Below are 12,086 nucleotides of genomic sequence, written 5' to 3'. Positions count from 1 at the left end.
TTCCAGCAGGTTACGGACGAGGCTGCCAGGTAACGATCGCACGACGTCCTCGGCGCGTCGGCGCACGCGGACCGGTGGGTGCGGTCTGCTCGCGTCCGCCCGCGCGCGGGCGGCCCGCCGGGCGGCCGGTCGGGTGCGGGTGACCTCGCAGGTCGCGACCTACGCTGGGACCATGACGCGGCGCGGATCGATGGGCTCGTGGCTCGAGGGTGGACCGGCGGGGGAGCCGGGCCCCGACGACGGTGCGGACCGTCTCGGGCTGCCCGAGGCCGGGCCCGGGTCGCGCGGCGGTCTCGGGCGCCGGCTCGTCGCGCTCGGCGTGGACTGGCTCGCCTGCCTGGCGGTCGCCTCGGTGCTCGCACCGGCCACGGCCGAGGGGATCTTCCTGCTGCGCGCGGACCCGATGGTCACGCTCGCGGTCTTCGCGGTCGAGAACGTCGTCCTGGTCGGCACGCTCGGCACCACGCTCGGGCACCGGCTGCTCGGCCTGCGGGTCGCACCGCTCGGGGTCGTCGACGGCAGCTGGGCGCTCGGGGCGCGCGCCCCCGGCCTGCTGCGCGCAGCGGGCCGCACGGTGCTCCTGTGCCTGGTGATCCCCGCCGTCGTCTGGGACGGTGACGGGCGGGGGCTGCACGACCGGGCGGCCGGGACGGCGATCGTGCGCCGCTGAGGCGGCAGCGCGGGCCCGGACCGGGTCGAGGTGCCGGTCCGGCTGGCTCAGCGGCCCCGCATGCCCTTGCGGTCGGGGCGCGCGCGCATCGGGTCGACGCCCTTGGGCAGCGGCAGGCGGGCGGCGCCGAGCGACGTCACGCGGCGCAGCACCTCGCCGACCTCGGCCTTCGTCAGCTGGGGCTTGAGCTTCTGCACGGCGCGGGGGAGCTTGCGCAGCGGCACCTGGCCCTCGTCGTTGCCGCACTGGATCAGGTGCACGGGCGCGCCCGAGACCACGCGGGCGGTGCGCTTGCGCTCCGCCTCGAGCAGCTTGCCGACGCGGTGCGCGGGACCCTCGCTGACCAGGACCACGCCGGGACGCCCGACGCCGCGGAACACCATGTCCTGCGTGCGGGGGTCGATCGCGACGGGCTCCTCGGCGAAGGTCCAGCCGCGGCGCAGCGAGCCGAGCGCGGCGCGCGCGGCACCGGCCTGACCCTCGATCTGGGAGTACGCGGCGGTCTCCGCACGGCGGGCGAGCACGAACATGGCCGCCAGCACCGCGAACGGCAGGCTCAGCAGCGTCACGTACACGACCTGGCTGATCAGCACGCCGATGATCACGCCCAGCGCGAGCGTCCCGACGAACGCGGCGAGGATGATCCACGTCGCCGCCGGGTCGTGCCGGCGCGTCATGAGGTACGCCTGCCAGACCTGGTGGTACCAGCGGACCTTCTTGACCTTGCCGCCGCCTGCGGGGGCCGGTCCGGCGGTGGAGCGCTCGCGTGCCATGGGCCGGGAGTCTACCGCCGGAGCCCTGCCCCGACCGCCGGGCGGTGCTCGTTCAGCGGGTGGCGGAACGGGCCAGCAGGGCCGACGCCTCCTGGCGCGCGGTGGTCGGCTCGCCCAGGTGGGCGAGCGCGGCGGGCAGCTCCTGGCCGCGGTGGCGCATGGCCTGGCCCCAGAGGCGCCCGGCGCGGTACGAGGAGCGCACCAGCGGGCCGGACATCACGCCGAGGAAGCCGAGGCGCTCGGCCTCCTGCGACAGCTCGACGAACTCCTCGGGGCGCACCCAGCGCTCCACGGGGTGGTGGCGCACGGACGGCCGCAGGTACTGCGTGATGGTGATGATGTCGCACCCCGCGTCGTGCAGGTGCGCCAGGGCGTCCTTGATCTCCTCGGTGGTCTCGCCCATGCCGAGGATGAGGTTCGACTTCGTCACCAGCCCGGCCTCGCGGGCGGCCGTGATGACGGACAGGGACCGCTCGTAGCGGAACGCGGGCCGGATCTTCTTGAAGATCCGCGGCACCGTCTCGACGTTGTGCGCGAGGACCTCCGGGCGGGAGGAGAACACCTCGGCGAGCTGGTCGGGGACCGCGTTGAAGTCGGGGATCAGCAGCTCGACGCCGGTGCCGGGGTTCACGTCGTGGATCTGCCGGACGGTCTCGGCGTACAGCCACGCGCCGCCGTCGGGCAGGTCGTCGCGGGCGACGCCGGTGATCGTCGCGTACTTCAGACCCATCGCCTGCACCGAGGAGGCGACGCGGCGCGGCTCGTCGGTGTCGAGGTCGGCGGGACGCCCGGTGTCGATCTGGCAGAAGTCGCACCGCCGCGTGCACTGGTCGCCGCCGATGAGGAACGTCGCCTCGCGGTCCTCCCAGCACTCGAAGATGTTGGGGCAGCCCGCCTCCTCGCACACGGTGTGCAGGCCCTCGCGGCGCACGAGACCCTTGAGCTCGGAGTACTCCGGCCCCGTCGTGGCTCGGGTGCGGATCCACTCGGGCTTGCGCTCGATGGGGGTGGCGGCGTTGCGGGCCTCGATGCGCAGCATCCGGCGGCCTTCGGGCGCGAGTGTCACCGCGTCAGCGTAACCCGGGCCGGGTGCGCCCGACGCGGTGGGACGGTGTGACGGGGACCTCCGTCCCGTGCACGACATGCGCCGGACGGGTGATCCTGGGGTCAGGTGTCGACCGCGCGGGGGCAGAGCAGCCCCCGGCGTGCGACCGCGAGGAGGTGGGGCATGCGCGTCCTGGTGAGCGTCGCGTCGCGGCACGGTGCGACGCGGGAGATGGGTGACGTGGTCGCGCAGGTGCTGCGCGACGCGGGTCACGAGGTCGAGCAGGTCGACCCCGACGAGGTCGAGCGCGTGGACGCGTTCGACGCGGTCGTCCTCGGCTCCGCGGTGTACGTGGGCCGGCTCGCGCTCGGCCTGCGCGACCTCGTGGACCGCCAGGCCGGTCAGCTGCGGGCCCGGCCCGTGTGGCTGTTCTGGTCGGGCCCGATCGGGGACCCGCCGGTGCCGGCCACGGTCCCGGACGACGTGACCGAGATCGCGCAGGCCGTCGAGGCGCGGGACGTCGCGGTGTTCCCGGGGCGTCTGGAGCGGTCCGAGCTCAACATCAGCGAGCGGGCGCTCGTCGCGCTCGTGCGGGCCGAGCCCGGGGACTTCCGCGACATGGACGCGGTGGGCACGTGGGCGCAGGGGGTCGCACGGGACCTCGCGCGGTCGGCCCTGGAGGCCTGAGGCGCCGTCCGGTCAGCCGACCGGCGCGGCGGCCAGCAGCGGTGCCAGCGTCGCGGCCAGGTGCTCGCGCACGAGCGGCACCACGTCGGCGATGGTGACCTCGCGACCCGTCTCGAGGCTGAGCGTGGTCACGTCTGCGTCGGTGATGCCGCACGGCACGATGCGGTCGAACTGGGCCACGTCCGCGGTGCAGTTGAGCGCGAAGCCGTGCATCGTGACCCCGCGCGCCACCCGCACGCCGATCGCGGCGACCTTGCGGGCCCGGCGGCCCGTGGCGGTGTCCGCGGGCAGCCACACCCCGCTGCGGCCCTCGACGCGCCCGGCGACGACGCCCACGTCGGCGCACGTGCGGATCAGCGCCTCCTCGAGCGCCCGGACGTACCGCACCACGTCGACCGGGGTGCCGAGCCGCACGATCGGGTAGCCGACGAGCTGCCCCGGTCCGTGCCAGGTGATCCGCCCGCCGCGGTCGACGTCGACCACCGGCGTCCCGTCGGTCGGCCGGTCCCACGACGCGGTCCGCCGGCCGGCCGTGTACACCGGCTCGTGCTCGACGAGCAGCACGGTGTCCTCGCGCGTGCCCGCCACCACGGCGGCGTGCACGTCGCGCTGCTGCTGCCAGGTGGGCTCGTACGGCAGCAGCCGGGTGCCGAGGTCGAGAGGCTCGAAGCGCATGGGGGCAGGCTAACCCCGCCCGCGGTCGGCCCCTGGCGGGGCGCCGGGGGCGTCGGCCCCCGGCGCCGGGCCGTCGGGCGTGCCCTGCTCGTCGCCCAGGACCACGGTGACGAGGATGCGACGCAGGTCCTCGAGCTCGTCGGGCGACAGGACGCCGAGCACGGACTCCTCCGCGGGCCGCGGGTCGGCCGACGCGAGGAAGGCCTCGCGCCCGGCCTCGGTGATGGCGATCACGTGCCGTCGCCGGTCGTCGGGGGCGGGGGAGCGGTCGACGTAGCCCGTGCGCTCCAGGCGGGCCAGGACCCGGCTCATGGTCTGCTCGGTGACGCCGCACGACGCGGCCAGCTCGCGCTGCGACATCGGCCGCCTCGACAGGTGCACCAGGACCGGGTGGCTCGCGTGGTTGAGGTCCCAGGCCGCCAGGTGCGTGTTCCACCGGCGCTCGATCTGCCGGGCGGCGGCCGACAGCAGACGGCCCACCGGCCAGTGGTCGGGGCCGGGCCCCGCTGGTCCTCCGGACGTGCTCATCCCTGCCTCCGCTTGCCTCGACGACCGCCGCACCCCATCATGCTCAGCATGCTGAGGAATTCGTGGGTGCGCGCGTTGGCGGTCGCCGCCGTGCTGGTCGTCTGGCTGGGGCTGGGCGGCGTCGGGGGGATGGCCCAGGGTCGTCTGTCCCAGGTGCAGACGAACGACGTGGCGGCGTTCCTGCCCTCGTCGGCGGAGTCGACGCTCGCCTCGGAGCTGGACGCCGACTTCACCGACGCCCAGACCCTACCCGCGCTGGTCGTGCTCACCCCCGCCGACGGCGGTGACGTCACGCCCGAGCAGACCGCCGACGTCGCCGCGCTCGCCGCCGCCTTCGTCGACCGCCCCGGGCCGGGCGGCGAGGGCACCTGGGCGGACGACCTGGACGGCGACCTCGCGGTCATCCCGTCCGAGGACGGCCAGGCCCTCCTCGTGACCGTCCCGCTCGACGCCACCGCCGCCGAGCGGCTCGTCGAGGAGGAGCGGGTCTCCACCCTCCTCGTCGAGGACCTGCGCGCCGCGCTCGACGAGGACCTCGGCGCCACCGCCACCACCGCGGGCGAGGCCGGCCTCAACGCCTGGGTCACCGGCGCCGCCGGGTTCATCGCCGACCTCGGCACCGCGTTCGCCGGCATCGACGGGCTGCTGCTGCTCGTCGCGCTCGGCGCGGTCCTGCTCATCCTCGTGGCCGTCTACCGCTCCCCGTTCCTGCCGTTCGTCGTCATCCTCACCGCCGTGTTCGCGCTGTCCCTGGCCGGGCTCGTCGTCTACCAGCTCGCCGACGCGGGCGTCCTCGTCCTCAACGGCCAGTCCCAGGGCATCCTGTCGATCCTCGTCGTCGGTGCCGCCGTCGACTACTCGCTGCTGCTCGTCGCCCGCTACCGCGAGGAGCTGCGGCACGCCGAGCACCCCTGGACCGCGATGCAGCGCGCCTGGCGCCGGTCCCTCGAGCCCGTGCTCGCCAGCGCCGGCACCGTCGTGGCCGGCCTGCTGTGCCTCCTGCTGTCCCAGCTCGGGTCCAACCGCAGCCTCGGCCCGGTCGCCGCCATCGGCATCGTCGCCGCCCTGCTGGCCGCGCTCACCCTGCTGCCCGCGATCCTGCTCGTCGCCGGCCGCCGCTCGCGCGTGCTGTTCTGGCCGCGTGCACCACGCCTGGTGGTCGACGCCGCCGCGCCCGCCACGCACGGCGCCCACGCCTCGGCCGTCGCCGCGGACCCCGCCGAGGCCACCGGGCTGTGGGCCCGCTGGGCCCGGTTCGTCGCCCGCCGCGCCCGCCCCGTCTGGGTCGTCACCGCGCTCGTGCTCGTCGCCGCCGCCGCGTTCGCCCCGACGTTCCGCGCCGGCGGCACCAGCCAGACCGACGTCTTCCTCACCGACGTCGACTCCGTCGCCGGCGAGGAGGTGCTCGCCGCCCACTTCCCGGCCGGAGCAGTCCAGCCCGCCACCGTCTTCGTCGACGAGGACCTCGCCGCCGACGTCGTGGCCGCCGCGCAGGACGTGCCCGGCGTCTCGTCCGCCGCGCCCTACACCGGCGTCCCCGCCGGCGTCCCCGGCGCCGACCAGGCCGAGCCCGTCGTCGTCGACGGCAGCGTGCGCATCGACGTCGTCACCGACGCCGCGTCCGACAGCCAGGAGTCGGTCGACACGGTCGCCGACCTGCGCACCGCCCTGCAGGACGTCGCCCCCGACGCCCTCGTCGGCGGCCCCGCCGCGCAGACCCTCGACACGCAGGACGCCAGCGTGCGCGACCTGCGCGTCATCGTCCCCGTCGTCCTGCTGGTCATCCTGCTCATCCTCATCGTGCTCCTTCGCTCCGTGGCCGCGGGTCTGCTGCTCATGGGCGCCAACGTGCTCTCGTTCGCCGCCGCGATCGGCATCTCCGCGCTCGTGTTCGACCACGTCCTCGACCTGCCCGACGCCGACCCCGTCGTCCCGCTGTACGGGTTCGTGTTCCTCGTCGCCCTCGGCGTCGACTACTCGATCTTCCTCATGACCCGGGTGCGCGAGGAGTCGTTCCACGTCGGGACCCGCGCCGGGGTCGTCCGCGGCCTCGCCGTCACCGGCGGGGTCATCACCTCCGCCGGGCTGGTGCTCGCCACCACGTTCGCCGCCCTCGCGGTCATCCCGCTGCTGTTCCTCGCCCAGCTCGCGTTCATCGTCGCGTTCGGCGTGCTCCTCGACACCTTCGTCGTCCGCTCGCTCCTGGTGCCCGGGCTCGTCCACGACCTGGGTCGGCGCACCTGGTGGCCGGGCGTCCTGTCGCGCCGGCCCGAGCACGGCACGCACGCCGCGCCCGAGACCCCCGCGCCGTCCGCCGGGACCGCCACCGGCGCGGCGAGCACGTCCGCGTGAGACCCGGCCCGGCCCGACGGTGCCCCCGTCGGGCCGGGCTGCTCCTAGAGTGACCCGCATGGAACCGTTGCGCGTCGGGCTGGTCGGGTACGGGGGAGCGGGACGGGGCATCCACTCCCGCCTGCTGCGCGAGGCGGGCCACCGCGTCACCGCGGTCGTCACCGGTAGCCGCGGGGACCAGGTCCGCCAGGACTGGCCCGACGCCCTCGTCGTCCCCGACGTCGACGCCCTCCTGGCCGGCGCCGACGCCCTCGACCTCGTCGTCGTGGCCAGCCCCACCGGCGAGCACGAGACGCACGCGTCCGCCGCCCTGCGCGCCGGGGTGCCCGTGCTCGTCGACAAGCCCCTCGCCCCCGGCACCGAGGCCGCGCAGCGCCTCGTCGACCTCGCCACGAGCCTCGACGGGCGCCTGACCGTGTTCCACAACCGGCGCTGGGACCCCGAGCAGCTCACGCTGCGCGCGCTGCTCGACGCCGGTGCGCTCGGCCGCGTCCACCGGTTCGAGCGCCGCTGGGAGAGGTTCCGGCCCGAGCCGCAGCACCGCTGGAAGGAGCAGGACGTCACCGCGGGCGGCCTCCTGCTCGACCTCGGCGCCCACCTCGTCGACTCCGCCACCCAGCTCTTCGGGCCCGTGCGCCGCGTGCGCGCCGAGATCCGCTCCCTGACGACACCCGCCCCCGACGACGTCTTCCTCGCCCTCGACCACGCACCCTCCGAGCCCGGTCACCACGTCGTCAGCCACCTGTGGGCCGGCGGGCTCGTCGGCGCCCCCGGCCCGCGCACCCGGGTGCTGGGCGAGCGCGGCGCCTACCTCGTGACGAGCTTCGAGGGCGAGCCCACCCCCTTCGCGGCGTTCGACGACGCCCACGACGGGGACCGGCGCCCTGGCGAGACCCCCCACGAGGGCTGGCTGGTCCGCGGCGCCGAGCGCACCCCCGTGCCCCGCGCCCCCGGCGGGCACGCCGACGTCTACCGCGCCGTGGCCCGTTGGCTGCGCGAGGACGGCCCCGTGCCCGTCGACCCCCGCGACGCCGTCACCACCGCCCGCGTGCTCGACGCCGCCCGGGCCGCCGCGACCAGCGGGGACGCGGTCCACCTGGACGGCTGAGCCACCCCCCCGGCCCGCGGCCGGTGCGGGGACCTGTGGACGAGACGCACGCGCAAGGTGCCCCGTGGGGTGAGATGCGTGACGTGCACGCGCCCCCCGCCCCCCAGGACGTCGTCGACCTGCTCGCCGCCCGCGGCTACCGCGTGGCCCGCGCCCTCGGCGACGACGGCTCCCGCTGGGTCGCCACGGCCGCGCACGACCCCGAGCAGCCCGACGTCGAGGTCCAGCTCCTCGCCGCACCCCTCGACGACGCGCTCGCCGCCCGTGCCGCCGTGGCGCTCGGCGTCGAGCACCCCCACGTCGCCGCCACCTGGGACGCGGTCGCGCTCGGCGAGGGGCGCACGGCCCTGCTCGTCGAGCACGTGGAGGGCACGACCCTCGCCGACGTCCGCGCCGCCCGCGCCCCGCTGTCCGACGCCGAGGCCGCGACCGTCGCGATCCCGCTCGCCCAGGCGCTCGACGCCCTGCACGCCGCCGGCGCGGTGCACGGGGCCGTCGGCGCCGACCGCGTCGTCCTGCGCCCCGACGGGTTCCCCGTCCTGGTCGACCCCCGTGCCGGGCTCGTGGGCCAGGGCTCGCCCGCCGGCGACCTGCGCCGGCTCGTCGTCGCCGTCCTCGCCGTGATGGCGCCCGCCGAGGCCTACCTCGCCGCCGCCCTCGACGAGGGGCCGTCCCTGCGCGACGACCTCGAGGCGCTCCTGCGCGCCGAGGACCTCACCGGGGCGCGCGTGGTGGACACGTGCTTCGCGGCCGTCACGCCCGACGGCGTGCAGATGCCCGACGCGGGAGCCCTCGCGGGAGCGTCCGTGCTGCGGGCGGAGGTCTCGGCCCGCACGGGCGGCACCCGGGGCGCCGGCGCCCCGCTCCCGCGCCCCGGAGGCAGCCGCACGCAGGGAGGGCGCACGGACCGTGCGCGCCGCACCCGTCGTCCTGCCGTGCTCGTGGCGGCAGCCGTCGCCGGGGTGCTCGTCGTGGGCGCGGGCACGTGGGGCCTCCAGCACCGGACCGCTGCGGCCGCCGCGGGTGACCGGACGGCGACGGTCGCCGCGGGAGTGCCCGCAGCGGCCGGCACGACCGCGGCGGCGCGTGCCGACGTCGGCGCCGTGCAGGACCGCGACGACCCCGCGGCCGCCGCCGCGGCGCTGACCCGGCTGCGGGCCGACGCGCTCGCCGCGGCGTCGGCCACGGGCGTCGCGGGCGTGCACGTCGCCGGCTCGCCGGCGCTGGCGGCAGACGTCGAGCTGCTCGAGCAGCTGGACGGCGCGCGCTCGGAGGGGCTGACGGTGGACGTCGCCGACGCCCACGTCGTCCCGGCCGTCGACGGGGTCGCCGACGGGGCCGACGGCGCCGACGACGTGCGGGTCGCGGTGACGTCCACGACGGGCGCGCACACGCGCGTCGCGCGCGACGGGACCCGCACCGCGGTCCCCGCCGCCGGCCCCGCCACCGTGGACCTGCTGCTGCGCTGGACCGCGGACGGGTGGCGGGTGCAGGACGTCAGGGCGTCCGGCGCGACTGCTCCCTGACCCACGCTGCGGCGGCCCGGACGTCCGCGTGCCGGGGGGTGAACCCGCTCGCCGTCAGCACCTGCGGCACGGCCCGGATCGAGCCGACGACCTCGGACGCGAAGTCCTGCAGGACGAGCCGCAGCACGGCCTCGGGGGCGGGCACCGTGAGGCGGGCGCCCCACTCGCGGGCGAGCGCGTCGAGCACGTCCGCGTGACGGTCCGCGGCGGCGAGCAGGTTCACCGGTCCGTGCACGTCGGCGGTCAGGAGGTGCTCGATGGCGCGCACCTCGTCCTCGAGCGTGATCCACGACCACCACTGGCGGCCCGATCCCAGCCGTGCGGCGACGCCCGCCCGCAGGGGCAGCAGCAGCCGCGACAGGGCGCCGCCGTGCGGGCTGAGCACGATCGAGGTGCGCAGCAGGGCCACGCGCGCCCCCGCGTCCTGCGCGGGTCGGGTGGCGGCCTCCCACTCGCGGACGACCTCGGCGAAGAACGTCGTGCCGATGGGCTCGTCCTCGGTGAGCAGGTCCTCGCCGCGGTCGCCGTAGGCGCCGATGCCCGAGCCCTGCAGCAGCACCGCCGGTCCGTCCGGCAGACGCGCCATCGTGCGCGCCAGCAGCCCGGCGGTCTGCACGCGAGAGTCCACGACCTCGCGCTTGCGGGACCGCGTGAGGGGTCGGGTCCCGACGTTGACGCCCGCGAGGTCCACCACCGCGTCGGCGCCCGCGAGGGCCGCGGGGTCGAGCTCGTCGCGGGCAGGGTCCCAGCGGATCTCGGACGGGGACGAGGGCGCCCGCCGCACGAGGCGGACGACGTCGTGCCCGGAGGTGGTCAGGTGGCGGCACAGGGCCGTCCCGATGAGGCCGGAGGAGCCGGCGACGACGACGCGCATGCCACACGGTAACCGTGCGGCCGTCGTCCCGCCCGACGCGGCGGTGCCGGACGCGCGACGGGCCGCGCCCCTGGTCAGGGGCGCGGCCCGTCGGCTGCGGGGGAGCGGGTGTCAGAGGCCGACCTCGGCCTCGAACGCCCCCTCCTCGATGCGGTTCTTCACGGCCATGAGGTACCGCGAGGCGTCCGCGCCGTCGACCAGACGGTGGTCGTACGACAGGCACAGGTAGCACATCGACCGGATGGCGATGACCTCCTCGCCGTCCGCGTCCTTGACCACGACGGGCCGCTTGACGATCGTGCCGGTGCCGAGGATCGCCGACGTGCCGCCGGGGACGATCGGGGTGTCGATGATCGCCCCGCCCGAGCCGGTGTTCGTCACGGTGAACGTGGCACCGCTGAGCTCGTCCGGCGTGACCTTGTTGGCGCGCGTGCGGCCGGCGAGGTCGGCGACCTTGCGGGCGATGCCGGCGAGGTTCAGGTCGCCGGCGTCACGGATCACCGGCACGACGAGGCCGCGCTCGGTGTCGACGGCGATGCCGACGTTCTCCTGGCCGTGGTACGTGATCGTGCTGCCCTCGAGCACGCCGTTGACCTTGGGGTAGGTCTTGAGCGCCTCGACCGCCGCCTGGATGAAGAACGGCAGGAACGTGAGGTTGACGCCCTCGCGCGCCTTGAAGTCGTCCTTCGCACGCGCACGCAGACGGGCGACCTTGGTGACGTCGACCTCGACCACGGTGGTCAGCTGGGCCTGCGTGTGCAGGGCCTCGACCATGCGCTCGGCGATGATCTGCCGCAGCCGGCTCGCCTTCTCGGTGGTGCCGCGCAGCGGCGAGACCTCGGCCACGGCGGCGCGCTTCGGGGCGGACGGCGCGGACGGCGTCGGGGCGGCTGCCGCGGCCTTGGCGGCCTCGGCCTTCGCGGCGGCCTCGAGCACGTCCTCCTTGCGGATCCGTCCGCCGACGCCCGTGCCGGTGAGCGTGGACACGTCCACGCCCTTCTCCGCGGCCAGCTTGCGGACCAGCGGGGTCAGGTACGAGCCGCCGGCCGCCGGGGCGGCGGGCGCCTTCGACGCCGCGGGTGCCGCCGGAGCTGCCGGCGCGGACGGTGCCGGGGCGGACGGCGCGGGCGCTGCCTGCTCCGGGGCCTTCTCCTGCGCCGGGGCCGGCTCGGGAGCCGTCTGCGGTGCGGGAGCCGGGGCGGCCGAGGTGCTGCTCGCGGCGGCGCCGGAGCCGACCACTGCCAGCACGGCGCCGACCTCGACGGTCTCGTCCTCCTGGACCCGGATCTCCTGCAGCGTCCCGGCGACGGGGGAGGGCACCTCGGTGTCGACCTTGTCGGTCGAGATCTCCAGGAGGGGCTCGTCGACCTCGACGGTGTCGCCGACGGCCTTGAGCCAGCGCGTGACCGTCCCCTCGGTGACGGACTCGCCCAGCGCCGGGAGGGTGACCTCCTGGCCGCCCGACGCGCCCGCGGGGGCCTGCTCCTGCTGCGCGGCGGGCTGCTGCGCGGGCTCCTCTGCTGCGGGCTCCTCCGCGGCGGCGGGCTCGGGGGCCTGCTCCTGCGCGGGCGCCTCCTGCGGTGCGGCGTCGGCCGCACCCGCGCCGGAGCCGTCGCCGACGACGGCCAGCACGGCGCCGACCTCGACGGTCTCGTCCTCCTGGACGAGGATCTGCTCGAGGACGCCCGCGACGGGCGAGGGCACCTCGGTGTCGACCTTGTCGGTCGAGATCTCCAGCAGGGGCTCGTCGACCTCGACGCGGTCCCCCACGGCCTTGAGCCAGCGGGTGACGGTCCCCTCGGTGACGGACTCACCGAGGGCGGGAAGCTGCACGTTCTCGGACATGGC

11 protein-coding genes are annotated in these 12,086 nt (G+C 76.3%); 5 read left to right on the top strand and 6 right to left on the bottom strand.

The genetic code is table 11. The features are described 5' to 3' along the window. Nucleotides 1-172: 172 nt before the first annotated feature. A complete protein-coding gene (locus BKA21_RS02840; protein WP_140458726.1) occupies nucleotides 173-670 on the top strand; it encodes an RDD family protein in 498 nt (165 codons plus the stop codon). Between the two features lie 47 nt (nucleotides 671-717). On the opposite strand, the gene BKA21_RS02835 is transcribed toward BKA21_RS02840, so the two are convergent. Then, nucleotides 718-1,443 carry a DUF4191 domain-containing protein gene (locus tag BKA21_RS02835; RefSeq protein WP_140458727.1) on the bottom strand — a complete coding sequence of 242 codons (726 nt, stop codon included), beginning with the start codon at nucleotides 1,441-1,443 and terminating at the stop codon, nucleotides 718-720. A 52-nt stretch (nucleotides 1,444-1,495) separates the two neighbouring features. Continuing rightward, entirely contained in the window at nucleotides 1,496-2,509 is a 1,014-nt protein-coding gene (gene lipA / locus BKA21_RS02830; protein WP_239072967.1) for a lipoyl synthase, read from the bottom strand. 162 nt (nucleotides 2,510-2,671) lie between these two features. On the opposite strand from lipA, the gene BKA21_RS02825 reads away from it, so the two are divergent. Continuing rightward, on the top strand, nucleotides 2,672-3,175 hold the full coding sequence (locus BKA21_RS02825) for a flavodoxin domain-containing protein (protein WP_140458729.1): 504 nt from the start codon (nucleotides 2,672-2,674) through the stop codon (nucleotides 3,173-3,175). 12 nt (nucleotides 3,176-3,187) lie between these two features. Here the strand turns inward: BKA21_RS02825 and lipB are convergent, their stop codons facing one another. Both lipB and BKA21_RS02815 read right to left on the bottom strand, forming a co-directional pair. After that, on the bottom strand, nucleotides 3,188-3,850 hold the full coding sequence (lipB, locus tag BKA21_RS02820) for a lipoyl(octanoyl) transferase LipB (RefSeq protein ID WP_140458730.1): 663 nt from the start codon (nucleotides 3,848-3,850) through the stop codon (nucleotides 3,188-3,190). Between the two features lie 9 nt (nucleotides 3,851-3,859). Further along, complete coding sequence (locus BKA21_RS02815; protein WP_140458731.1) at nucleotides 3,860-4,378, bottom strand: MarR family winged helix-turn-helix transcriptional regulator; 519 nt, start codon at nucleotides 4,376-4,378, stop codon at nucleotides 3,860-3,862. A gap of 48 nt (nucleotides 4,379-4,426) precedes the next feature. Between BKA21_RS02815 and BKA21_RS02810 the strand changes: the two genes are divergently transcribed. From BKA21_RS02810 to BKA21_RS02800, 3 genes are all read left to right on the top strand, one after another. After that, nucleotides 4,427-6,730 (top strand): MMPL family transporter, encoded by a 2,304-nt coding sequence (locus BKA21_RS02810; protein ID WP_239072966.1) that lies wholly within the window; start codon nucleotides 4,427-4,429, stop codon nucleotides 6,728-6,730. Nucleotides 6,731-6,788: 58 nt separating this feature from the next. Next, nucleotides 6,789-7,838: a Gfo/Idh/MocA family protein gene (locus BKA21_RS02805; RefSeq protein WP_140458732.1), complete on the top strand. Its 1,050-nt coding sequence runs from the start codon at nucleotides 6,789-6,791 to the stop codon at nucleotides 7,836-7,838. A gap of 83 nt (nucleotides 7,839-7,921) precedes the next feature. Further along, nucleotides 7,922-9,364, top strand: a complete 1,443-nt coding sequence (locus tag BKA21_RS02800; protein ID WP_170208983.1) for a protein kinase family protein — start codon at nucleotides 7,922-7,924, stop codon at nucleotides 9,362-9,364. Here the strand turns inward: BKA21_RS02800 and BKA21_RS02795 are convergent. Next, nucleotides 9,336-10,238, bottom strand: coding sequence for a TIGR01777 family oxidoreductase (locus BKA21_RS02795; RefSeq protein WP_140458733.1), 903 nt, complete (start codon nucleotides 10,236-10,238; stop codon nucleotides 9,336-9,338). The two genes, BKA21_RS02800 and BKA21_RS02795, sit on opposite strands and share 29 nt — an antisense overlap. Nucleotides 10,239-10,349: 111 nt before the next feature. After that, nucleotides 10,350-12,083 (bottom strand): 2-oxoglutarate dehydrogenase, E2 component, dihydrolipoamide succinyltransferase, encoded by a 1,734-nt coding sequence (gene sucB / locus BKA21_RS02790; RefSeq protein ID WP_140458734.1) that lies wholly within the window; start codon nucleotides 12,081-12,083, stop codon nucleotides 10,350-10,352. Nucleotides 12,084-12,086 lie beyond the last annotated feature (3 nt).

Origin of the sequence: Cellulomonas oligotrophica (assembly GCF_013409875.1) — a bacterium.
GTDB classification, from domain to species: Bacteria; Actinomycetota; Actinomycetes; order Actinomycetales; family Cellulomonadaceae; genus Cellulomonas; species Cellulomonas oligotrophica.
This window is presented reverse-complemented; position numbering and strand designations above follow the sequence as displayed.